Annotated in this window: 20 protein-coding genes; 10 read left to right on the top strand and 10 right to left on the bottom strand. The window is 65.2% G+C overall.

From position 1 onward, the window contains the following. Positions 1 to 18: 18 nt before the first annotated feature. The 5 genes from ACSFBE_RS01810 to ACSFBE_RS01790 form a co-directional block, all read right to left on the bottom strand. Complete coding sequence (locus ACSFBE_RS01810; RefSeq protein WP_435488655.1) at positions 19 to 939, bottom strand: LysR family transcriptional regulator; 921 nt, start codon at positions 937 to 939, stop codon at positions 19 to 21. Between the two features lie 61 nt (positions 940 to 1,000). Beyond that, on the bottom strand, positions 1,001 to 1,807 hold the full coding sequence (locus ACSFBE_RS01805; protein WP_435488891.1) for an oxidoreductase: 807 nt from the start codon (positions 1,805 to 1,807) through the stop codon (positions 1,001 to 1,003). A gap of 41 nt (positions 1,808 to 1,848) precedes the next feature. Further along, a complete protein-coding gene (locus tag ACSFBE_RS01800) occupies positions 1,849 to 4,926 on the bottom strand; it encodes an efflux RND transporter permease subunit (RefSeq protein WP_435488654.1) in 3,078 nt (1,025 codons plus the stop codon). Next, on the bottom strand, positions 4,923 to 6,047 hold the full coding sequence (locus ACSFBE_RS01795) for an efflux RND transporter periplasmic adaptor subunit (RefSeq protein ID WP_435488653.1): 1,125 nt from the start codon (positions 6,045 to 6,047) through the stop codon (positions 4,923 to 4,925). The genes ACSFBE_RS01800 and ACSFBE_RS01795 overlap by 4 nt, the downstream gene beginning before the upstream one ends. A gap of 84 nt (positions 6,048 to 6,131) precedes the next feature. Beyond that, positions 6,132 to 6,749 (bottom strand): TetR/AcrR family transcriptional regulator, encoded by a 618-nt coding sequence (locus tag ACSFBE_RS01790; protein ID WP_435488652.1) that lies wholly within the window; start codon positions 6,747 to 6,749, stop codon positions 6,132 to 6,134. 98 nt (positions 6,750 to 6,847) lie between these two features. Between ACSFBE_RS01790 and ACSFBE_RS01785 the strand changes: the two genes are divergently transcribed. Beyond that, the gene (locus ACSFBE_RS01785) at positions 6,848 to 8,314 is read left to right on the top strand and encodes an efflux transporter outer membrane subunit (protein ID WP_435488651.1); all 1,467 of its coding nucleotides are present in this window, start codon (positions 6,848 to 6,850) and stop codon (positions 8,312 to 8,314) included. 185 nt (positions 8,315 to 8,499) lie between these two features. After that, positions 8,500 to 10,260 carry an EAL domain-containing protein gene (locus tag ACSFBE_RS01780; RefSeq protein WP_435488650.1) on the top strand — a complete coding sequence of 587 codons (1,761 nt, stop codon included), beginning with the start codon at positions 8,500 to 8,502 and terminating at the stop codon, positions 10,258 to 10,260. A 31-nt stretch (positions 10,261 to 10,291) separates the two neighbouring features. Here ACSFBE_RS01780 and ACSFBE_RS01775 read toward each other — a convergent pair whose 3' ends face one another. The 3 genes from ACSFBE_RS01775 to ACSFBE_RS01765 all read right to left on the bottom strand — a co-directional run bounded on the left by ACSFBE_RS01775 (position 10,292) and on the right by ACSFBE_RS01765 (position 12,803). Continuing rightward, a complete protein-coding gene (locus tag ACSFBE_RS01775; protein ID WP_435488649.1) occupies positions 10,292 to 10,540 on the bottom strand; it encodes a hypothetical protein in 249 nt (82 codons plus the stop codon). A 137-nt stretch (positions 10,541 to 10,677) separates the two neighbouring features. After that, entirely contained in the window at positions 10,678 to 11,790 is a 1,113-nt protein-coding gene (locus ACSFBE_RS01770) for an endonuclease/exonuclease/phosphatase family protein (RefSeq protein ID WP_435488648.1), read from the bottom strand. Between the two features lie 89 nt (positions 11,791 to 11,879). Then, complete coding sequence (locus tag ACSFBE_RS01765) at positions 11,880 to 12,803, bottom strand: LysR substrate-binding domain-containing protein (protein WP_435488890.1); 924 nt, start codon at positions 12,801 to 12,803, stop codon at positions 11,880 to 11,882. Positions 12,804 to 12,973: 170 nt separating this feature from the next. On the opposite strand from ACSFBE_RS01765, the gene ACSFBE_RS01760 reads away from it, so the two are divergent. From ACSFBE_RS01760 to ACSFBE_RS01730, 7 genes are all read left to right on the top strand, one after another. Further along, a complete protein-coding gene (locus ACSFBE_RS01760; protein WP_435488647.1) occupies positions 12,974 to 13,762 on the top strand; it encodes an ABC transporter permease in 789 nt (262 codons plus the stop codon). Beyond that, complete coding sequence (locus tag ACSFBE_RS01755; RefSeq protein WP_435488646.1) at positions 13,759 to 14,787, top strand: ABC transporter ATP-binding protein; 1,029 nt, start codon at positions 13,759 to 13,761, stop codon at positions 14,785 to 14,787. The genes ACSFBE_RS01760 and ACSFBE_RS01755 overlap by 4 nt, the downstream gene beginning before the upstream one ends. Before the next feature lie 53 nt (positions 14,788 to 14,840). Next, positions 14,841 to 15,929, top strand: a complete 1,089-nt coding sequence (locus tag ACSFBE_RS01750; protein WP_435488645.1) for an extracellular solute-binding protein — start codon at positions 14,841 to 14,843, stop codon at positions 15,927 to 15,929. Positions 15,930 to 15,932: 3 nt separating this feature from the next. Continuing rightward, positions 15,933 to 16,754 carry an ABC transporter permease gene (locus tag ACSFBE_RS01745; RefSeq protein WP_435488644.1) on the top strand — a complete coding sequence of 274 codons (822 nt, stop codon included), beginning with the start codon at positions 15,933 to 15,935 and terminating at the stop codon, positions 16,752 to 16,754. Next, positions 16,705 to 17,253, top strand: coding sequence for a TIGR00725 family protein (locus tag ACSFBE_RS01740; protein ID WP_435488643.1), 549 nt, complete (start codon positions 16,705 to 16,707; stop codon positions 17,251 to 17,253). Before ACSFBE_RS01745 ends, ACSFBE_RS01740 begins: the two co-directional genes overlap by 50 nt. Before the next feature lie 244 nt (positions 17,254 to 17,497). Further along, entirely contained in the window at positions 17,498 to 17,929 is a 432-nt protein-coding gene (locus tag ACSFBE_RS01735) for a VOC family protein (RefSeq protein ID WP_435488642.1), read from the top strand. Positions 17,930 to 17,937: 8 nt separating this feature from the next. Continuing rightward, positions 17,938 to 18,837: an amino acid ABC transporter substrate-binding protein gene (locus ACSFBE_RS01730; RefSeq protein ID WP_435488641.1), complete on the top strand. Its 900-nt coding sequence runs from the start codon at positions 17,938 to 17,940 to the stop codon at positions 18,835 to 18,837. A gap of 122 nt (positions 18,838 to 18,959) precedes the next feature. Here the strand turns inward: ACSFBE_RS01730 and ACSFBE_RS01725 are convergent, their stop codons facing one another. Together ACSFBE_RS01725 and ACSFBE_RS01720 are read right to left on the bottom strand one after the other, a co-directional pair. Next, on the bottom strand, positions 18,960 to 19,904 hold the full coding sequence (locus tag ACSFBE_RS01725) for a LysR family transcriptional regulator (RefSeq protein ID WP_435488640.1): 945 nt from the start codon (positions 19,902 to 19,904) through the stop codon (positions 18,960 to 18,962). 111 nt (positions 19,905 to 20,015) lie between these two features. Then, positions 20,016 to 20,660 carry a TetR/AcrR family transcriptional regulator gene (locus ACSFBE_RS01720; protein WP_435488639.1) on the bottom strand — a complete coding sequence of 215 codons (645 nt, stop codon included), beginning with the start codon at positions 20,658 to 20,660 and terminating at the stop codon, positions 20,016 to 20,018. A 149-nt stretch (positions 20,661 to 20,809) separates the two neighbouring features. Here ACSFBE_RS01720 and ACSFBE_RS01715 point away from each other — a divergent pair, with 149 nt between their 5' ends. Then, entirely contained in the window at positions 20,810 to 21,979 is a 1,170-nt protein-coding gene (locus ACSFBE_RS01715; RefSeq protein WP_435488638.1) for an NADH:flavin oxidoreductase/NADH oxidase, read from the top strand. The last annotated feature ends 53 nt before the right edge of the window (positions 21,980 to 22,032 follow it).

Raw genomic sequence — 22,032 nt, 5'->3', positions numbered from 1 at the left:
GCGCTCTTCAAGTCGCTGTCACTGCGCGTTGATCCCCATCCTCATCCGCGAACCCGCGGGCTTCAATCGGTTCGCAAGAAAATCGAGGAACGCACGGTGCACCGCCGTGCTGTGTCGGCGCTGCAGGTAAACGGCCGACAGCCACATGTCGCTGCGAACGAAGTCCGACAGGACGGGCACCAGCCGCCCGCTCTCGACGTAGGGTTCCAGCATGACCGATGGCAGATAGACGACGCCGGCCCCCAACAATGCAGCCTGGATCAGCGGGCCGGCTTCCGTTGCATCCAGCCTTCCACGAACCGCGACATCGACTGGCCGACCATCGGCTTCGAAGCGCCACTTCGGCAGCGGATTCAGATGACCGCTGATCAGCGCGACGTGATTCGCAAGCTCGCCGGGATGCGCAGGCACGCCGTGCTTGCGCCAGTACATGGGCGCGGCGCAAACGCTGAGCGCCATCGGTACCAGTTGTCGGACGATCAGGTTCTCGTTGGCCGAGGCGCCGAAGCGCAGCGCGATATCGACCCCATCCTCCACAAGATCGACCATGCGGTTCGTGAGGATCAGACTGATGCTGACCTCCGGATAGTGGCCGAGGAAGGCGTCGATCAGCGCCGGCAGCTCCGTCAGATCCATGCCGTGCGGTGCCGAGATGCGCAGACGCCCGCTCGGGACCCGCGCGCGGTCCTGGAGTTCGGCGTGCGTGACCTCGGCCAGTTCCAGGATCGGCTTGCTTCTTTCGAGCAGCAGGAGGCCGGCGTCCGTCAGGCTGACGGCGCGGCTGTTCCGGTTCAGCAACCGGACGCCGAACCGGCTTTCGAGGGTCGCGATGTACTTGCTGACGGTGCCCCTCGACAGCGAAAGATGCTTGGCGGTGCGGGAGAAGCTCCCTGAAGAAGCAACTTCGCTGAAGGCACGCAGGAGTTCCAGGCTGTCCACGATGTTCTCCTTCTTTGTACCGCAGCGCGAATGCTCCGCAGCACCACCGAAAGGCCGGCGCTCAGGCGAGCCCGAGTTTCTTTCGGAGGCTCGCGTCCACCGGGCCCGCAGGCATAAAGCGGCGCAGCTTCGTCAGGAGGGAGGCCTGCCCGGGCGGCGTGCGACGCATGCGCCATTCGCCGAGCGCCGCTTCGACGATGGTGCTGGCCACACCGCGCGGCTCGGGCGCATTGCGCACGCTGTCGGCGACGGAGAGCGCCACCACGCCACGCTCATGGTCGTACCCCGCGATCCGCGCTTTGGCACGGGGCGCGTTGGCGTCGAGCCGGGTCCGGGTGAAAGCCGGCTGCACCAGCGTCGCGCGAATGCCGAACTGGCGCACCTCGTGGTCCAGCGATTCGGACAGCCCTTCCACCGCATGCTTGGTGGCTGCATAGATTCCCATGTACGGTGCCGGCAGCACACCGAGCACCGAGCTGACATTGACGATCCGCCCGCGACGCTGCGCACGCATGTACGGGAGCACGGCACGCGTCGTGCGCAGGATGCCGAAGACGTTGGTGTCGAACAAGGTCTCGGCCTCGGCCGTTGCGGTTTCTTCGACCGCGCCGATCATCATCATTCCCGCGTTGTTGACCAGCACGTCGATGCGCATGACCTTTTCGATGACGGATTCGACGGCCGCCTGAACCGAGCCTTCGTCGCGGACGTCCATCTGGACGAGCTCGACACCGGGCAGCGCGGGCGCCTTGTGCAGGTCGCGCACGGTACCGAACACGCGGCAGCCTCGTGCGACGAACATCTCCGCGGTGACGCGGCCGATGCCGGAGGACGCGCCGGTCACGACGACAACCAATGAACTTGACATGGTGTTTTCCTTCAAGATGAATCCATGGTGCGCAAGCGCCATCAGTGCGCAGGCACGGGGCCGTTGGCGGGCCGGATCCTGAACCAGATGGAATACATGGCTGGCAGGAACACCAGGGTCAGCACCGTCCCCGCGAACGTGCCGCCGATCAGCGTGTAGGCCAATGCGCCCCAGAACACCGAGTGGGTCAGGGGAATGAAGGCGAGGATCGCCGCGAGCGCCGTCAGGATCACCGGCCGGGCCCGCTGCACGGTGGCCTCGACGACCGCATGGAAAGGGTCCAGCCCTTCTTGCTCGTTGTGGTGGATCTGCCCGAGCAGGATCAGCGTGTTGCGCATCAAGATGCCCGACAGCGCGATGAGGCCGACCAGTGCGTTGATGCCGAAGGCCTGTTGGAAGATGAGCAGGGTTGGCACCACGCCGATCAACCCCAGCGGGCTCGTGAGGAACACCATGACCATCGCCGACATCGAGCGCACCTGGAGGATGATGATGAGCAGCGTGGCCGCCAGCATGATCGGGAACAGCGGCAGCATCGCCTTGGTCGCCTTCTCCGATTCCTCGATGGAGCCGGCCTGGACGATGCGGTAGCCCGCAGGCAGCTTGTCGATGATCGGCTGAAGCTGCTTCGTGATCGCGTTCGACACGTCCGGCGGCTGCGTTCCGTCGGCGATGTCGCCCTGCACGGTGATGGTGGGCACGCGGTCGCGCCGCCGCATGACCGGCTCTTCCATGCGCACCTCGACCTCACCAACCTGCGACAGGGGAATGCGTTGGCCACCGGCGCCGGCGAGCGTGAAGTCCGCGATGCGGGCCGGGTCCAGGCGCGTGTCGCCCGCCGAACGGGCGACGACCTGCACGGTGCGGATGTCTTCGCGCACGGTGGTCACGGGCGCACCGCTCAGCAGGAACTGCAGTTGTTGCGCCACGGCGCTCGAGCTCAGGCCCACGGCCTGCAAACGGTCCTGATCCAAGGTGAAGTGCAGCGTGGGCGTGCGCGTGCCCCAGTCGGTGCTGACGGTGCGCATCATCGGGCTTGCATCCATAACCTGGCGCACGTCGGCCGCGATCTTCCGCAGTTCGTTCGCATCCGGCCCCGTGACGCGGTAGGCCACCGGGAACGGCGAGTACGGGCCGAACACCAGTTGGGTCACCCGAACCCGCGCCTCGGGCGCCAGGCCCTGCGCAATGGCCTCGCGCAGCCGCAGCTTCAGGGCGTCGCGCTCTTCCTGGCTGGCGGTGCGGATGACGATCTTGGCGAAAGACGGGTCCGGCAGTTCCGGGCCCATGGCGAAGAAGAAGCGCGGCGCGCCCTGGCCGATGTAGGACGTGACGATCTGCGCCTCGGCTTGCTTGGACAGCCAGGCCTCGACCTTCGCTGCCGCGTCGCTGGTCTGCGTGATGGCCGTGCCATAAGGCATCTGCACTTCGACCAGCACTTCGGGGCGGTCGGAGATCGGGAAGAACTGCTTCTTCACGACACCCATGCCGAGGATGGACAGCACGAACAGCGCGATGACGGCGCCCGCGACCAACCACTTGCCGGCGATCACGCGCTCGAGCACGCGACGCAGTCGGTTGTAGCGCGGCGTGTCGTAGATCGCGGCGTGGCCGCCTTCGATCTTCTTGAAGTTCGGCAGCAGCTTCACGCCCAGGTACGGCGTGAACACGACTGCGACGACCCAGGAGGCGATCAGCGCGATGCCGACGATCCAGAACATGTTGCTCGTGTACTCGCCCGCGGTCGATGGCGCGAAGCCGTTGGGCATGAAGCCGACGGCGGTCACCAGCGTGCCCGAGAGCATCGGCGCTGCCGTGTGGCTCCACGCGTACGCAGACGCGGCGATGTGGCTGTAGCCTTCTTCGATCTTCACCACCATCATCTCGATGGCGATGATGGCGTCGTCCACCAGCAGGCCCAGCGCCAGGATCAGCGAGCCGAGCGTGATGCGGTCGAAGTTCTTTCCGGTGGCGGCCATCACCACGAAGACCACGGCCAGCGTGAGCGGCACGGCCGCGGCGACCACCAACCCCGCGCGCCAGCCCATGCTCAGGAAGCTCACCAGCATCACGACCAGCAAGGCCGCGAAGAACTTCATCATGAATTCGTCGACCGACGCGGCGATGTTCACGGACTGGTCGGTGACCTTGGTCAGGCTCAGGCCCAGCGGGAGTTCGGCATTGACGGCGCGGGCTTCCGCGTCCAGCGACTTGCCCAGGTCGAGCCCGTTCCAGCCCTCTTTCATCACCACGCCGATCAGCAGGGCCGGTTCGCCGCCGTTGCGGATCATGAAAGTGCTCGGATCTTCATAGCCGCGCTTGACCGTGGCGACGTCCGACAGCTTGAGGGTGCGGCCTTGCGCGACCACCGGCGTGTCGCGGATCTTCTGCAGGGTGTCGAAGGCGCCGTCCAGGCGAATGAAGACCTGCGGGCCCTTGGTCTCCACCGAGCCGGCCGGGCTCAGCGCATTCTGGGCATTGAGCGCGGCGAACACCTCCTGCGGGCCGATGCCCAGCGTGGCCAGGCGGTCGTGCGCGAACTCGACGTAGATGCGTTCGGGCTGCTCGCCGGCGATGTTCACCTTCTTCACGCCCGGCACGTGCAGCAGCCGCTGGCGCAGCGTTTCCGCATCGCGCACCAGCACGCGCTGCGGCTCGCCCTTGGCCTTGAGCGCGAACAGGGCGAAGGTGACGTCGGCGTACTCGTCGTTGACCATCGGGCCGATCACGCCCGCCGGCAGATTGCCCGCTTCGTCGCCGATCTTCTTGCGTGCCTGGTAGAACTCGTCCTGCACCTTTGCCGGTGGCGTGCTGTCCTGCAAGGTCAGGGTGGTGAACGCGAGGCCGGGCCGGGTGTAGGTTTCGGCGCGGTCGTAGTAGCGCAGTTCCTGCAGGCGCTTCTCGAGCTTCTCGGCGACCTGGTCCTGCATTTCCTGCGCCGTCGCACCGGGCCATGCGGTGATGACGGTCATCACCTTGATCGTGAAAGCCGGGTCTTCCGCGCGCCCCAGCTTGAAGAAAGCGACCAGGCCGGCCAGCGAGATCAGCAGGATCAGGAACAGGGTGATGGCGCGCTCGCGGACGGCGAGCGCCGACAGATTCAAACGGCCTTCGCTCATGGACGGGCTCCGCCGCCCGCAGGCGCCGCAGCCGCGCGGGCCGCATCGGCAATGCGCACCTCTTCACCCTCGCGCAGCAGGTGCGCGCCGAGGGCGACCACGCGGTCGCCCTGCTTGAGTTGGCCCGTGACCTGCGCGCGGTCGTCTTCCAGCGACTCCACCGTCACCGGCTGCCAGTGCACCTTCGCCGGCTCGCCGGTGATGACCCAGACCCCCGGCGCCTTGCCGGCGTCGAACAGGGCGCCGATGGGCACCTGCACACCGTTCTTCGCGACGACCTTGCCGTCCCCGACGTGGACCGTCACCGTGGCGCCCAGCGGCGCATTGGCCAGCTCGCCTTCGAGCACGTAGCGCGCCTCGAAGGTACGGGTCAGGCGGTCGGCCGTATCCGAAAGCTGCCGGAGCTTGACGGGGACCGCGGCGCCTTCCTTGCCGAACAGCGTGGCCTGGCCCACCGAGCCGATGGCCGGGCGCAGCGTTTCGGGCAGCTGCACCACCGCCTCCCGGCGCCCGGACTGCGCCACGCGCACCACCACCTGGCCGGCATTCACAACCTGGCCCGGTTCGACCAGCGTTTCGAGGACCGTGCCGTCGACATCGGCAACCAGGTCCGAATACCGGTTGGCGTTGCGAGCGACCTCGGACTGCGCCTCGGTCGCGCTCAACTGGGCCTGGGCCGCATCGGCCGCCGCCTTGATCTGGTCGTAGGCCGAGGCCGAAATGGCGCCCGTTCCGCGCAGGTCGCGGTAGCGGAGTTCCTCGTCGCTCGCCTGCTTGGCGCGCGCGCGGGCGGCGGCCACGGCCTCCTGCTGCGCACGCGACGCCAGCTTCAGATCGACCGGGTCGATGCGCAGGAGCAACTGCCCGCGCTTGACGGTCTGGCCGGCGTCCACAAGACGCTCCAGCACCTTGCCGGTGACGCGAAAACCCAGATCGCTCTGGACGCGCGCGGCGACGGTGCCGCTGAACGACCGCGATGTCGACCCGGCCGGCTGGACCGTGGCGGCTCGCACCAGCGGCGTGAGGGTGCGTGCATCGGGTGGCGTCTTCTCGCCGCAGGCGGCCAACGCAAACGGCAGGGCACAGAGGACTGCGGAAGTAACAAAGCGGCGCGGCAGCATGAGAGTCCCATTGACGAATCGATCAGGACGCAAATTCTGCGACTAGTGACCATATAAGTCAATGGTCACATAAATCTGTCGATCTCAGGGCGACAGGCTGCGCAGCACCAGTCCGGACAGGAGTGCCGGCGCCTCGTCGGTGTGATCGAAGCTGTGGCGCAGCAACAGAGGGTTGATGTAAGGGTGCATGACCAGGTAGATGGCCGCCGCGGTCTCGTCGATCGGTGTCTTGCGCTCGAACTCCCCCGAATCCCGCCCTTGCTGCAGCACCTCCAGAATCAGTTGCCGGACGAATTCCTCGTGCGCGATGGCGGACCGCCAGCGCTCGGTAGCGGCCGATATCGCGATCTCGTAGAGCTTGCGATCCTGGAAGAACAAGCGAAGGCTCGCCTCGACGATCGCCTTGAACATGCGGCGCAGCTTTTCCGGCGGACGATCGACCGCGCTCACTGCGGCCACCACCTCGGCCTCGATCTCTCGCAGGCAGTTGCTGCAGATCATTTCGCCGATGGCCTGCTTGGATTCGAAGAACTTGTAGATGTAGGCCTTGGAGAAACCAATGGTCTTGGCCAAATCCGAAACGGTCGTCTTTTCATAGCCGTATTGACTGAAATGCTCGGTCGCGGCGACCACGATCTGATCTCTCACGTCATGGTCGGCCGGGCCGCGTGGCGAGACCGGGGAGGTGATGGCTGTACTCATGGGCAGAGCTTAGCGTCACTTGCATGTTTGAACAATAAGTGACCATATCGTATACTAGTCACAATCCGTCAATGCGAAGTCCGCCCAGGAAGAACCCCATGCTCACACGCACTTCACTCACGCTGGTCGCCGCAGCCTGCCTTCTCGCCGGCTGCGCCGTGGGCCCCGACTATGTTCGCCCCGAAACCTCGCTGCCGGACAAGTTTCTCGGCCAGCGCGCTGTCGGCGAGCGGGCGACCACCGCCGACGCCGACCTGGCTGCGTGGTGGAAGGGGTTCGGCGACGCCCAGTTGGCACGCTACGTCGAACTCGCGTTGACGCAGAACCTCGATCTTGCGCAGGCGTCCGCCCGCGTCGCCCAGGCCCGGGCCGGTCTCGGTGCGGCGAACGCGGCGCTGCTACCTTCGGGCAACGTCAGCGCACAGGCGGCGCGGGCCTACCAGTCGGTGGAAACGCCGCTGGGCCAAGTGCTGAACTCGCAGCCCAACTTCGACCGCTACGGCAACGCCTATGAAGCGAACCTCGGCGCGAACTGGGAGCTCGACCTCTTCGGCGGGCTGCGTCGCGGGCGAGAAGCCGCGCGGGCCGACTACCAGGCATCCGAAGCGGGCGCGGCCGCCACCCGCCTGACGGTCGCGGCGCAGACTGCCGACATCTACATCACCCTGCGCGGCCTGCAAGCCCGCCTGGACGTGGCGCGCCGGCAAGTGAGCACGCAGCAGGATCTGGTGTCCAAGGTCGACCTGCTCTATGGCAAGGGGCTGGCCGCCGAACTTCAATTGCGGCAGGCCGAAGGCGCGCTCGCGCAGGTCCGCGCGTCCGTGCCGGTGCTCGAAGCCGGCCTGGACGCCGCGATGAATGCCCTGGACGTGATGCTGGGCACAGCGCCCGGCGCGCATCGCGCGGAACTGGAACAGGCCGGCGCCATCCCCGTCGCGCCTCGCATCGATGGTGCCGGGTCGCCTGGCGACCTGCTGCGCCGCCGACCCGACCTGATCGCGGCGGAACGGCGCCTGGCCGCCTCGAACGCCCGCATCGGCGTGGCCGTGGCCGAGTACTACCCGAAGTTCTCCCTGAGCGGAATGATCGGCAGCGCCACCTCGGTGTCCGGCGGCAACCTCTTCAGCAGCGGCGCGAGCCAGGGCGCGGGGATGCTCGGCCTGCGTTGGCGCCTGTTCGACTTCGGGCGCATCGATGCGCAGATCGAACTCGCCAAGGGGCAGGACGCGGAGCTGCTCGCGGCCTACCGGCTCACCGCGCTGCGTGCGACCGAAGACGTCGAGAACGCCTTCTCCGCACTGGTCAAACGTGAAGCGCAGACCGCTCTGCTGGCGCAGGGCGAAGCATCGCTCGGCCGCGCGAGGGGCGCTGCGTTCGCGGCGTACCAGAAGGGCGTCGTCAGCCTGATCGAAGTGCTGCAAGCGGACGAAAGCCTGCTGCGCGTGGCCGATGCGAGAGCGCAGGCGCAGACGGAATCGGCGCGCGCGGCGGTCAGCGCGTTCAAGGCGCTGGGCGGCGGCTGGCAGGCCGAGCCTGTCGACGCGGTGGCGATCCGCTCGCATTGAGCTTCCGGATCGCGAGCGTGCAGCGCGGGCGGCGCGGAAGGGGCGGGCCTCAAGGATCCGCCGGTCTGGTGGCGAGAATGTCACAAGCACAGGGGAAATTTGTACTCGGCACTATGCGGCTGGCGCGCAAGTAGTACTTTGTCACGCGTGTGGGCGAAGCTATCGGCACACCGATAGCCACCTCAATGAACGAACAGCCGACGGGCGACGCAGGCGCCCTTGCCCTCCCCGAACTGCATCCCGTGTTCCAGCCGATCGTCGACCTCCGCGCAGGAGAGATCGTCGGCTACGAAGCCTTGATACGCGGCCCCGAAGGCACTCCTCTCCATGGACCCTTGGCGCTTCTGGCGTGGGCTGACGCGCACGCCTGTCTCACAAGCTTCGAACTGCGATGCGTCCAGACCATCCTGGCGCAATGGCGCCTCACGCCTGCGCCGGGTCAGTTGTTCATCAACCTGAGCGCCGATGCGCTCGTCGAGGCCATGACGAAGGAGGAGGACAGCCCGACCTGGTTCGAAGCACAGATGGCGCTCCACAACACGGTCGCGGGGGCGATCATCGTCGAGCTGACCGAGAGCGCGGGACGCGGACCCGCCGAAGCATTGGGCCAGGCAGTGCAAAGACTAAGAACGACCGGCGCACGGCTCGCCCTGGACGACTTCGGCGAGGGCCATTCCAACCTCCGCAGATGGACAGACCTGCAGCCCGATTTTGTGAAGATCGACAAATCCTTCGTTCAAGGGATCGCCGTTCAACCACAACGGGCAGAGCTGGTTCGCATGGCCGTTGGCCTTGCGCAGGCCTTCGGAACCGTCCTGGTGGCCGAAGGGGTGGAAGGTCCACACGACATGGGCGTCCTGCGCGAGCTCGGCGTGGACCTGGGGCAGGGATACTGGTTCGGCCGTCCGCAGCGCGTCCTGCAGACGGAAGTGCCGTACCTCGTCAGCAAGGCCATCGACGACCGGCGAGTTCCGGTCGTACCGCACCCGACGCATCAAGGGCAACCTGCCGCCTTGCGCGGCCTCGCGGTCATCGACGCGCCCGCTCTCCACCCCTCGACAGCCCTCGACGAGGTCGCGCGGATCTTTCAGGTGCACGCCGAGCTACACGCACTGCCCGTTGTCGATGGAGGCCGCCCCGTCGCGCTGATCAACCGGCAGTCGTTCATGAACGACTATGCGCGGCTGTACTTCCGCGAAGTTCATGGGCGCCGGCCCTGTCTGAGCTACGGCAACCAAGCCCCGCGCATCGTGGAACTCGGCGACAGCGTCGAACGCTTGCTGGGCATCCTCACCTCGGAAGATCAGGCCTATCTTCGGGAAGGGTTCGTCGTCACCGAGAACTCTCGTTATGTTGGACTCGGCACAGGCGACCAACTGGTTCGCTCCGTCACGGAGGCACGGGTAGAAGCCGCGCGACATGCAAACCCCCTGACCTTTCTACCTGGGAACATACCGACCAGTTTGCACATTCAGCGATTGCTCGATGGGCGTGCAGGCTTTGTGGCCTGCTACGCAGACCTGAACAACTTCAAGGTTTTCAACGACCAGTTCGGGTACTCGCGGGGCGACGAGATGATCCGCCTTCTCGCGCAACTGGCCGTCTCCCATGCCGACCCTTATATGGATTTCGTCGGCCATATCGGGGGCGACGATTTCCTGATTCTTTTTCAAAGCTCGGACTGGCAACAGCGCTGTACGAATCTGATCGAGGCGTTCAACCTCGCGGCACGATCGCTCTACGACGATGCGGCGCAACGAGCCGGCGGGGTGCAGGCAGAGGACCGATACGGCGTGCGGCGTTTCACGCCTCTCACGTCTCTGTCCATCGGCGCCGTTCGGGTGGCGCCGAGCGCGTCCCAAGATGCAGAGGACATCGCCAGCGAGGCTGCGCATGCCAAGCACGCAGCCAAGCAAGAGCCTCGTGGTTTCTCAGTGCGTGGCTAGCGCACGCCAGCCTGAAAAAGCCGTCCGCACGTCAAAACTCTTCGTCCGAACTGGCGTCGTCGAGCTCCTCGACCGGTCCGATCAGGGGGTCATCGCAGAGAGCGACGAGCGCGTCACAGCCTGCTCTCAAGGCGTCGATGTAGGTCACATAAATCAAAGAGCCCTCGACCAACGGCTCGAACTCCGCAAAGTGATCGGGAGAGTCGAGGATGCGCCAAGCGTAGTCGCCGCTGTCGAGCTGATCAACAGTGACGGCGAGAGAGAGGAGTCGGCGTGCCATAGCTCGGCAGTGTGCTCTGCGTATGTGACACTGGTTTCTGCAGCTGCCGCGCCGGATGTAAATGCGCATGGTGCGCCAAGGGTGGGCCAGCGAGATCCGTGAAAGTCGAGTCCGGACCTGGCCTGGCTTGGCGCGCGCTACAGGTCGATGTCAACCCACACCGCGGCGTGATCCGAACCCGCGTTCTGAGGCCTGTTCAGTTCGTCGTAGGTCTCCCATCGCTTGGGTCGAACACCGGGCCACATGCCTTTGCGCAGTACCCCTCCCCCTATGACCTTGGCGAAGAGTTCCGGCGACAGCAACAGATAGTCGATCTTGTTGCCTGCAGTACACGAGCCGTACGTCCCTGGGAATCCGCCATCGTCGAACGTCGGATGTTCAAACGCGTCTTTCAAGTCCGTATGCTGGAGCAAGGGTGCCAGCGCTGCACTGGCTGGCGTGTCGTTGAAGTCCCCGACGACGGCCACGTACCGCTCACCGCGGGCGATGGCTGCTTCATAGATCGACTTGACGCGCAAGGCTTGAAGATGTCGCCGGTCGTTGGAGGCGGCCTGGCTGCCGTAACCCTTGCTCTTCAGGTGATTGATCAGGACCAGGAGCCGCTCACCGGAGGGAAGCGAGAGCTCGAACTCGGGACAGTCCCGCGAGAACACGACTTGGCCATCGTCGGACCGGTCGTCGACATGGCTGCGCATGTTGCCGATCGCAACGTCGGCGCTGGTGAGCAGACCGACGTCAATGCCTCTTGCGTCATTGCCATCGATGAGCATGACGTGGGGATAAGGCGTGCCGCCCAAGCTGCCCACGATGTCCGAGTTGAAGGCGGCAAGGGCGGGTCGGCTTTCTGCCTCCACGACGGCCAGCACGTCTGCGCCGAGTTCGATGATCACGCGCGCGGTGTTGCGCATGCCGTCTTCATCGACCGGCGCAGGAATCAGATCCAGCGAGCCCACCCAGTCGGCCCGCCCCGCAGCGACGATTTCCAGTCCGCCTGTTTTGGGCCGCTTGACCAGATCGCCCCTGTTTTGCCGCAACATGACGAAGCGCGCCGTATCGGCCTTTTCGAGGCCCAGTTCGATCATCAAGTCGACCATGCGCCGCCTGGCGACTGTGCTGTACTGATGCTCACCCAACAGCGCGTTCAACTTGGCGAATCGGTCCAGCACCGGCTTGCCCTCCGCCCAGGTACTCAGGCTCATCGCCTTGGCACGATTGAACAGGTTTTCGACGTTGTAACTGGCCAACCGCATTGCTCGTCTCCTGGGCGACTCGTGCACTCTCACCCTGCAGTGTGACCAGTGAATGACCGCAACCGCTTGCAATCGCCCCCCCGATGCGTCTACGGAAATTCCAGTGATTCAGCGCCGCGCGATTCCGAACCCTGCTCGAGGATCCAGGCGCGAAAGGCTTCGAACCCCGGCATCGTCAGCCGATCGGGCCGATAGCACAGATAGTGGCCCTGATCGACCATGACCGGCAATCCGCAGGGTATGACGAGCGTGCCCTCCGCCAATTCGGCCTGCACCAGGATGCGTGGCACCAGTCCGATGCCCAAGCCGTTGACGGCCGCCTGAATCAGTGAGGCGTACTGTGCGAAGCGCGGTCCGGAAAGGGTGGCGTTCTCCGCCACGTCGTGCTGCGATGCCCATTGGCGCCAGGCGGTCGGCGCGCCTTCGTGGTGCAGCAAGGTATGCCCGCGCAAGTCGGCCGGTTGTGCAATGCGGTGAACGTCTTCCACCAGCGCACGTGCGGCGACCAGCACGAACTCACGACCGGCGATGTACTCGGACACCACACCAGGCCAGCCGTCGATCCCGTACCGGATGGCTGCGTCCACGCCGGGGGGAATGCCGTCCGTGGGTTCCAGGTGTCGGCTGAAACTCAGGGTGACCTGCCGGCTTTTCTGGCTGAAGGCCGGCAGCCGCGGGATCAGCCATTTGGTGAGAAAGGTCGGCACGCTCGCCAGCGTCAGCAGCCCGGCACCGGCATTGCCCGAACGGGCCTCGAAGGTGGCGGTCTCGATGGCACGCAGGCCGCCGGCGATCTTCTGCCAGTACACGCGGCCTTGCGGCGTGAGCTGCACGCCGCGGCCGTTGCGCTGCACCAGCGCGCGCCCACCAAGAAAGGCTTCCAGCCCTGCGATCTGCTTGCTGACGGCGCTCACCGTGATGCACAGCGCGCCGGCCGCCAGCGTGATGCTTTCGTGCCGCGCGACGGCGTCGAAGGCCAGCAATTCCTGGATGGTCGGACAGTCGCGCTTCACGCCGTGCCCCCGCAGGTCCACATGAAAGCGCGATGACAAACACTTTCCAATCGCTCAACAGACGTCATCCAATATTCACCCATCTCTGGCGCCTCTCTTCCTAGAATTTGCGGGGTCGGTGCTGCCGACACGGCAAACACTGGCGCAGCCGGAAAGTATGCCGGCCTTCCATGTCAGACGGAGACTTTCACTTGATTCGCGGCGTCGCCTTGTTTTACGGGCTCTACCTGTTGCTGCCGATCGCCCTGCTGATGGTGGGCAGCGCCGGCGACAGTTGGACCAACACCCTGTTGCCGACCGGGCTCACCGACCGCTGGTACGTCGAGCTGTGGCAGGACCCGTCGTTCCGCAAGGCCTTCGTCAACAGCCTCGTGGTGGCGCTGGCGGCCTGCGCGATCAACACCCTGCTGGCCATGCCGCTGGCCTATGCGCTGTACCACGGCGCGCGCCGCGGCGGCAGCCTGACCGCGCGCATCGTGAGCGCCATGCCGATCGCGGTGCCGACCATCACCCTGGGCTTCGGCTACATCATCGTCTTCAACAGCGACTGGCTGCCCTGGCTCGGCTCGATGCCGCTGCTGATCGCCGCGCATGCCATCTACACGCTGCCCTACCTCACGAACACGCTGCTGACCGACCTGCGCCATCTCGGTCTCGAACGCTTGGAGCAGGCCGCCGCAACGCTGGGTGCGTCGAACTGGCAGCAGTTCACCGGCATCGTGCTGCCCAGCCTGCGCCAGAGCCTGATCAGCGGGCTGGTGATGGTCGCAGCGCTTTCGGTGGGCGAGTTCGGCCTGTCGAACCTGCTGACCAGCTTCCAGAACCGAACCTATCCCGTGGTGCTGTTGCAGGCCTTCTACGGCGCGACGGGCTTCGCCTGCGCGGCCACCGTGATCCTGCTGCTGCTCGCCGGTGCATCGGCCTTCCTGTCTTCTTCTCTCGTCAGACCTCGTTCATGAGTCTCGCCCTGGATCACGTCAGCTACAGCTACCCCGGCACCACGCAGGGCCTGCACGACATCTCGCTGGATGTGCGCACCGGCGAATTGGTCGCCGTGATCGGGCCGAGCGGTTCGGGCAAGTCGACCCTGCTCAAGCTCGTCTCCGGCCTGGAGACCGGCCACAGCGGGCGCATCGCGCTCGACGGCGAAGACCTGTCACGCAAGCCGGTGCACCAGCGCCACATCGGCATGGTGTTCCAGAGCTATGCGCTCTTCCCGCACCTGAACGTGCTGGACAACGTGGCCTACGGCCTCAAGCTGCGCAAGGTGCCGACGGGCGAGCGCCATCGGCGCGCCCAGGAACTGCTCGACGTGGTGGGCCTCGGCGACTACGCGCGACGCGCCGTCGCCCAGCTCTCGGGCGGCCAGCAGCAGCGTGTCGCCCTGGCCCGCGCGCTGGCCATCGACCCGCGCGCGCTGCTGCTCGACGAGCCGCTGTCCGCGCTCGATGCCAGCGTGCGCGGCCATCTGCGCGACCAGATCCGCGCGATCCAGCAGCGCTTCAATGCCACCACGCTGCTGGTCACGCACGACCAGGAAGAAGCCCTCACCATGGCCGACCGCGTGGCCGTGATGCAGGACGGGCGGCTGCTGCAGATCGCCGCCCCGCGCGATCTCTACGAGCATCCGGCCAGCCGGGCCGTGGCCCAGTTCGTCGGCCTGTCGACCTTGCTGCCGGGCACCGTGTCCGCCAGCGACCGTGTGAACGTCGGCTTCGCAGAACTGGCCGCGCCGACCGGCGCACGCACGCTGGGCACCGCCGTGCATGTGCTGATCCGCCCCGAGCACATTGAGGCGGATCCGCTGCCGGGCAGCATCAACCGCCTCGCGGGTCGCGCCGGTGCGCAGCGTTACCTCGGCGCGTTGACCCGCTACGACTTCGAGGTCGCCGGCGCCAGCGTGCCCTTCCTCGCCGAATCCGCCTGGCCGGCGCGCGAAGCGATCGGCGTCGCGCCCGCGCACGTGCGGCTGCTCGACGACTGATCCGCTTCCTTCGCATCGATCCTTTCCACTCATCGCACCCAAGGAGCTTTTCCGTGCAACGCAGACATCTGATCCAGGCCGCCGGCGCCTTGCCCGCACTGTCGCTCGCCACGCTCGTGGCACGCACCGCCTTCGCCTTCGACGGCCCCGAGCTCTATGCGGGCGAGAAGGCGCTCTATGCCGAAGCGCAGAAGGAGGGCCTGTGCGTCTCCTTCGACACCGGCCCCGAATGGGCCAATTGGAAGTCGCTGTTCCGCGACTTCAAGAAGCGCTACCCGGAGATCGAACTCACCTACAACGACATCGGCTCGGCCGCCACCGTGGTGGCGCTGGACAAGACGCGCCGCCGCCCGCAGGCCGACACGGCCTATTACTTCGCGGCATCCGCGGTCGATGCGGTGAAGAAGGATGTGGTCGCGCCCTTCAAGCCGGTCAACTTCGACAAGCTTCCGCCCGTGTTCCGCGAGGCCGAAGGCCGCTGGTTCACCATCCACACGCTCAACATCGCCTTCCTGGTCAACAAGAAACTGGTGAAGAACACGCCGACCGGCTGGGCCGACCTGCTCAAGCCCGAGTTCAAGAGTTCGGTCGTCTACCTCGACCCGCGCTCCACCGGCATCGGCCAGGTGCTGACCTTCGCTGCGGCCTACGCCAACGGCGGCGATATCGACCACGTCAAGCCCGGCACCGACTACCTGGGCAAGCTGCATGCGGCCGGCAACGTCCTGCGCGTGGAAGGCACCACGCCGTACGCCAAGTTCCTCAAGGGCGAGATCCCGGTATGGATCAGCTACGAGAACGACGGCCTCAAGGCCAAGCACGTCGACGGCATGGGCGACGCAGTCGAGGTGGTGATCCCCAAGGAAGCGAGCGTCGCGGCGCCTTACGCCATCAGCCTGGTGAAGAACGGCCCGAACCCGAACGCCGGCAAGCTGTGGCTCAACTTCATCATGAGCGAGGCCGGTCAGTCGCTGTTCGCGCAGGGCTTCGTGCGCCCGGCCGTGCCCGGCATCGCGCTGTCGGCCGATGTGGCCGCCAAGATGCCGCCGGCACCGCAGGTCCGGCCGCTCGACGTGGTGAAGGCGTCCGAGCGCAAGGCCGAACTCGACCAGCTCTGGGCGCAGGCCACGGTGGGCAAGTAGGCCATGCGGCGTTTCGGTGCCTGGCCCGCCTGGGTCTTCATGGCGCTGTTCTTCGCGGCGCCACTGGCGGCCTTGCTGCCGGAAGCTTTCTCGGACGGCGGCAGCGCGTTCGGGCGACTGTTCGGCCAGCCGCTGTTCCTCGGCGCGCTGCGCAACACGCTGCTGCTGGGGCTGGCAGCGGGCACCGTGTCGGCCGTCGTCGGCACCTGCATCGCGATCGAACTTGCACGGCAGCCGGCGCACCGGCGCCAGTGGATGATGACGCTGCTGGGCCTGCCGCTGGCCTTCTCCGGCCTGGTGATCGCCTACGGCTTCATCCTGGCCTTCGGGCGTGCCGGCTTCGTGACCCAGTTGCTCGCCGGGCTGGGCGCCGACCCGGCCGTGGTCGGCAGTTGGATCTACAGCGTGACGGGTCTGGGCTTTGCCTATGCCTACTACCTGATCCCGCGCGTGGCGCTGTCGCTGTACCCGGTGTTCGCCAACCTGGATCGGCGTCCGGCGCTGGCGGCACGCACGCTGGGCGCCTCGCGTGCGCGTGCGTTCTGGGACACCGTGGTGCCCGAGGTCGCGCCTTCCGTGCTGGCGAGCGGCTGCGTCGTGGCCGCGCTCGCCATGGGCACCTACGGCACGGCGCTGGCGCTGGTCGGGACACAGTTGAACATCCTGCCGCTCATGCTGCTCGCGCAGGTCAGCGATGGGGGCTCGGATTTTCCGGTGGCATCGGCGCTGTCGCTGGTGCTCATGGTGGTGTGTGTGATCGTGATGGGAGTGGGTGATGTCGTTACCAGAAGGCGTGAACGCGGTGCCGTCGGCGCCGGTCATTGAGGCGCTCGCGCGCCTGGCGCAGCGCCAGAAGGGTGCCGATCGGCATCGGCAACCGGTCGCGATCATCGGGCCGGGCGACGGCGGGGCGCGTGAGTGCGATGCGGCACGCACCGTCGCGCGTCATCTCGCTGGCGCCGGCATGGCGATCGTGTGCGGAGGACGGGGCGGCGTGATGGCCGCAGCCTCGCGCGGTGCGACGGATGCCGGCGGCATCGTGATCGGCATCCTGCCCGAGGAGGACGACCGCAACGCCAACGAGTGGCTCAGCGTGGCGGTGCCGACCGGAATGGGTGAACTGCGCAACGGGATCGTCGCGCGCAGCGGCGTCTGTCTGGTGGCCATCGGCGGCAACATGGGCACGCTGTCCGAAATCGCGATGGGCCTGAAATGGGGCAAGCCGGTTTTTGTGCTCTACGGGGACATTGCACTTCCCGGTGCAGTCGCTGCCACTGACGTGGATGACCTGCTGCGGAGGGTCGTGCACTCGCTATTGACATAGCGATCTGTTGATATTGAGTCGCTCCGCAGACGGATCCGGGCCGATCGCACTTGGTTTCTTCACCGCGGCCCCTTTGGGACATCTGTCGCAGCAAGGCCAGTCCAGCGTGGCGTGTTCGAGCGCTCTTGTTGCATGTCGACACATTAACAAAAGTGGTGCTCAGCAAAGAAATATAGCGCTTTCGGTTATGCGTCTTCGTTTTTAAAGTTGCGTTCATTCGAACTCCAACTTCAAAGACCACGCCATGACCGACGCAGTTCAACGCATTCCATTCCATCTTGCTTTCCCGGTGCGGGACATCGCCGAAGCTCGAGCCTTCTACGGCGACCTGCTGGGCTGCCCTGAAGGCCGCAGCGCCCCCGAATGGGTCGATTTCGACTTCTACGGTCACCAAATCGTCGCGCATCTGGCACCCGATGAATGCGGGCACAAGACAAGCAGTGCCGTCGACGGCCATCAGGTACCGGTTCGCCATTTCGGCGCGATCGTGCCGATGGACAGATGGCAGACCATGGCTGACAAGCTGGTCGCGCAGAAGACCGAGTTCGTGATCGAGCCCTACATCCGGTTCAAAGGCGAGCCGGGTGAACAGGCAACGATGTTTTTCCTGGACCCCTCGGGCAATGCCATCGAGATGAAGTCTTTCGCGGATCTGAACTCGCTCTTCGCGAAATGAGAACCACCATGAAAACTCAGACTCTGCTCAGCGCGGCTGTAGCCAGCGCTCTGGTCATGTTCGGAGGCTCTGCTGCCGCCCAGACGGACACCCTGAAAAAAATCAGGGACACAGGCGTGATCACGATGGGTGTGCGCGATGGTTCCGGCGCGATGTCGTTCACCACGGGCCCCGGCAAATACACCGGTTTCCATGTCGAAATCTGCGAACGCGTCATTGCCGACATCAAGAAGTCGGCGCAGCTCGACAAGTTGGAAGTGCGATACCAGCTGGTGACGCCGCAGAACCGCATACCGCTTGTCCAGAACGGAACGGTCGACATCGAATGCGGCACGACGACCAACAACGCCGCGCGGCAAAAAGAGGTTGCCTTTGCGCCTGCGCTCTATGTTGAGGGGGTTCGCATTGCGGTCAAGGCCAATTCGCCCATCAAGTCAACAGCTCAGCTTGCGGGAAAGACAGTCGCCGCCACGACCGGAAGCACATCCGTCCAGTTGCTGCGAAAGCTCAAGAGCGACGCGACTGAGTTGATGGCCAAGGACAACAGCGAGGGATTTCTGTTGCTGGAGACCGGCCGCGCCGACGCGTTTGTCGCGGATGGGCAGATCCTCGCCACACTGATCTCCAAGAGCAGAGAACCCGCTCATTACAAACTGCTCGACCAGGTCCTGAGCACCGAGCCCATTGCGATCATGTTGCCCAAGGGCGATACGGCTTTCAAGACGGCCGTCGATCAAAGCATCGTGGCGATGGCCAAAAGCGGCGAGGTCGCACGCATTTACGACAAGTGGTTCATGAAGCCGATCCCGCCCCAAAACGCGATCGTCGGATTGCCTGCGACGGAAATGACCAAAGCAGCCTGGGCGAATCCAACCGACAAGCCGATGGAAGAATACGAGGTGCGGTAGTGAGCGGCATTGCGCCAAATACCCCGTCGCGAACGGCATGCATCGTCTCGATGACGAAGCGGAAATTGGCGTGGGCGGCTGAACTCACTTGGCACGGCCATGGGCCAGCGCTCCTGATGACCTCAACGTTGCCCAGCCACCCGCACTTTCCGCGGTGCTTTCAATCCGATGCCGCTCAACGATGTTGCCGTCAGCCCTTGCTCCTCACTGGACTCCCGAAGGCACTGCGCGAACTGCGCGACGATGGGAGGCGTAGCTCGCGGCTTGCGCTGCAGCAGGCCAATCTCTCGGTAGAAAGTCGCCTCACCCAGCGAGATCACGCGCAGGTTCGGCGGCAACGGAAGGTGGGCCTCGACCATCGGAATGAGCGATACGCCCAAGCCCTTCGAGGCCAAATGGACAAGTCCGGATATCTCGTCCGCCTCGATGGCTTCGTTGACGACGAGCCCCTCACGCCGAAGAAATCCTTCGACCATCCGTCCACCGAACGAGGCGCGGTCGTATCGCAAGAAGGGTTGCGCCTGAACCAATTCGCGCCAGTTCCTTCCCTTGATCGAGTCCGGCACGACAAGGACAAAGGGCTCATGCACCAGTGCGGTCCAGGTCAACTCAGGAAGCAAGCCGAAGGGTGGCCTGATGATGACCGCGGCATCGATCTTGCCGGCATCCAAATCGTCCATCAATCGCATGGAAACGCCCGGCGACACGTGCACGCGCACCATGGGGTAAGACGCGCGCAGGCGTCCAAGAGCACGGGCGAGCAGTGTCGACTGCGTCGAAGCGATGGCGCCGATTCGCAAGAGACCTTGCGTCGAACTGTCGTCCGGCACATCACCAAGCTTCGCGTAGAGCGCGCAAATTGCCTCGGCGCGCGAAAGCATTGTTTGTCCCGATGCATTCAGCGTGGCAGAGCGGCCGGTGCGGTCAAAAAGTTCGAACCCCAGCGACTGTTCAAGCCGCTTGATCTGGCTGCTGACCGCAGATTGGGTCAGGCCGATTCGGTCGGCGGCCGCGGCGAAGGTGCCGTGCTTGCAGACGGCAATGAAAGTCTTGAGCTCTGCGATCAAGGTTTGTGCTCCTCATGTCGATCCGGGGCAACAAGCCCGGGCATGCGCAGCAGCCTGGCTGCGAAAGCAGTTCGAACCGCCATCATCGGCGACAGCACGATCAACGCCACATCACGCGTTGCCGGACGGATGGGCCGGCAGCAAGCGCACCGCGTGCGCCGCGAGGCGCCTCATTTCCGAAGTGCTCAGTCCGTCACGCGCTTGAATCGACATCCCTTCAAGCATGGTGTTGAGCGCTCCCGCCAACGACTTGAGCTCTGTCCGCGCGGGAAGTTGACCGTCCTTGACGGCGCGCTTGAGGCGCTTGACGAACAACGCCTTGCCCTCGCGGCGCAACGCGTCAATCGCCTCCCTGACTTCAACCGACGCATCGGACACGCTGACTGCTGCCAGCGCCACCAGGCAACCACAAGGCGCCTGCGGCGACAACAGAATACGGGCGGAGGCATCGAAGAAATCTGCAACGGCCTGATGAATGTCGGGCTCGGCTTCCAGAGCTTCCCAGGTCGCATCCCAGTAGCGATGCTCATAGAAGTCCACGGCTTCCAGAAACAGCTTGGACTTGTTCCCGAAGGCAGCATAAAGGCTGGGTGGATTGATCGCCATCGCCGAACACAACTCGGCCACCGATGCCAATTCGTAGCCACTCCGCCAGAACACATCCAGTGCGCGCGTCAGCGCCTGATCACGGTCAAAGCCGCGAGGACGCCCCCCCTTGTTCTGAGGGGGCTGTATGGGCGATCCGGCATTCGACATGGTTGTTCTTACCTCGGAAGTTCTGATCACATTGACAGCATCTGTAGCAGCTACTATACAATACCTGTTTTGTAGTCATCACTAAACAACCTTTAGCTAGGCATACGGGCCGCACCACGCCAGGCAATCCATCCTTCAACAACGGAACCATGAGCAAACTGTTTGAACCCTTGACCTTGCGCGGCGTGACCCTGCGCAACCGCTTCGCCCTCAGTCCGATGTGCCAGTACACGGCGACAGACGGCCATGTCAACGACTACCACACCACCCACTACGGCCGTTTTGCCCTCGGCGGCTTCGGGCTGCTGATGGTGGAGGCGACGGCGGTCTCGCCCGATGGGCGGATCACACACGGCGACCTTGGCCTGTGGGATGACGCCCACATCGAAGGCCTGTCACGCATCGCTGCCTTCGCCAAGGCGTACGGTGCAACACCCGGCATCCAACTTGCGCATGCCGGTCCCAAGGCCAGCATCCAGCGAGCCTTCGAAGGCAATGGTCCACTCGACGAGCGTGATGCCGCGCGCGGGGAGCACCCTTGGCCGGTGGTGTCACCGAGCGCGCAGCCAGCGGCCAAGGGTTGGCTGGTGCCCGAGGCCTTGGACGCAGAGGGCATCGAGAAGGTGCGTGCAGATTTCGTCGCTGCAGCGCGCCGCGCCTTGCGGGCAGGGTTCGACGTGCTGGAGCTGCACTGTGCGCATGGTTTTCTGCTCAACGCATTCTTGTCGCCGCTGACCAACGACCGCAGCGACCACTACGGTGGCAGCTTTGAGAACCGCATCCGCCTGCCGTTGGAGATTGCGCGCGAGGTGCGCGAGGTCTGGCCGCAGGACAAGCCACTGCTTGTTCGCGTGTCGGCTGTCGATGGGAGCCGCAGCGGCTGGACGATCGACGACAGTGTGGCGTTCGCCACGGCTTTGAAGGAGGTCGGCGTCGATGTCGTCGATTGCTCGTCCGGCGGCTTCGGTGTTTTCGAGTACCCCAGCGGATACGGGTTCCAGGTGCCGTTCGCTGCGCAGATCCGTCGCGAAGCTCGCATCGGCACCATGGCCGTGGGAATGATCACCGACCCGCGCCACGCCGAAGAGGTCATCGCCTCCGGGCAAGCCGACCTGGTCGCGCTCGGCCATGCAGCACTGCGCGATCCGCACTTTCCGTTGCATGCGCAGCAGGCGCTCGGGGCGGCTCGCCCGGACGCAGCGCACGCCGATTGGAATGTCCAGGCCGGTTGGTGGCTGGATCACCGCGAAAACAAGCTTCGCCAGTTGGGACCCTGGGTTTCAACGGAAGAAACCGTTGCGGACAGCTGCACGGTTTGATGCCTATGCCGGCCAGAAGCGGCCGGTTTATTCCAACGACTCTTTTCATCAAC

It is taken from the genome of Variovorax sucrosi, assembly GCF_051216635.1.
GTDB lineage: Bacteria > Pseudomonadota > Gammaproteobacteria > Burkholderiales > Burkholderiaceae_C > Variovorax.
The sequence above is the reverse complement of the archived record's forward strand: the minus strand, read 5'-3'. Positions and strand labels throughout refer to the sequence as shown.

Excerpts from the sequence above, each read along its gene's own strand:
- ACSFBE_RS01740 (WP_435488643.1), top strand. The coding sequence starts at position 16,705 with ATGTCGTTACCAGAAGGCGTGAACGCGGTGCCGTCGGCGCCGGTCATT.
- ACSFBE_RS01790 (WP_435488652.1), bottom strand. The coding sequence starts at position 6,749 with ATGAGTACAGCCATCACCTCCCCGGTCTCGCCACGCGGCCCGGCCGAC.
- ACSFBE_RS01775 (WP_435488649.1), bottom strand. The coding sequence starts at position 10,540 with ATGGCACGCCGACTCCTCTCTCTCGCCGTCACTGTTGATCAGCTCGAC.
- ACSFBE_RS01770 (WP_435488648.1), bottom strand. The coding sequence starts at position 11,790 with ATGCGGTTGGCCAGTTACAACGTCGAAAACCTGTTCAATCGTGCCAAG.
- ACSFBE_RS01760 (WP_435488647.1), top strand. The coding sequence starts at position 12,974 with ATGTCAGACGGAGACTTTCACTTGATTCGCGGCGTCGCCTTGTTTTAC.
- ACSFBE_RS01715 (WP_435488638.1), top strand. The coding sequence starts at position 20,810 with ATGAGCAAACTGTTTGAACCCTTGACCTTGCGCGGCGTGACCCTGCGC.
- ACSFBE_RS01720 (WP_435488639.1), bottom strand. The coding sequence starts at position 20,660 with ATGTCGAATGCCGGATCGCCCATACAGCCCCCTCAGAACAAGGGGGGG.
- ACSFBE_RS01735 (WP_435488642.1), top strand. The coding sequence starts at position 17,498 with ATGACCGACGCAGTTCAACGCATTCCATTCCATCTTGCTTTCCCGGTG.
- ACSFBE_RS01795 (WP_435488653.1), bottom strand. The coding sequence starts at position 6,047 with ATGCTGCCGCGCCGCTTTGTTACTTCCGCAGTCCTCTGTGCCCTGCCG.
- ACSFBE_RS01800 (WP_435488654.1), bottom strand. The coding sequence starts at position 4,926 with ATGAGCGAAGGCCGTTTGAATCTGTCGGCGCTCGCCGTCCGCGAGCGC.
- ACSFBE_RS01745 (WP_435488644.1), top strand. The coding sequence starts at position 15,933 with ATGCGGCGTTTCGGTGCCTGGCCCGCCTGGGTCTTCATGGCGCTGTTC.
- ACSFBE_RS01805 (WP_435488891.1), bottom strand. The coding sequence starts at position 1,807 with ATGTCAAGTTCATTGGTTGTCGTCGTGACCGGCGCGTCCTCCGGCATC.
- ACSFBE_RS01780 (WP_435488650.1), top strand. The coding sequence starts at position 8,500 with ATGAACGAACAGCCGACGGGCGACGCAGGCGCCCTTGCCCTCCCCGAA.
- ACSFBE_RS01755 (WP_435488646.1), top strand. The coding sequence starts at position 13,759 with ATGAGTCTCGCCCTGGATCACGTCAGCTACAGCTACCCCGGCACCACG.
- ACSFBE_RS01730 (WP_435488641.1), top strand. The coding sequence starts at position 17,938 with ATGAAAACTCAGACTCTGCTCAGCGCGGCTGTAGCCAGCGCTCTGGTC.
- ACSFBE_RS01785 (WP_435488651.1), top strand. The coding sequence starts at position 6,848 with ATGCTCACACGCACTTCACTCACGCTGGTCGCCGCAGCCTGCCTTCTC.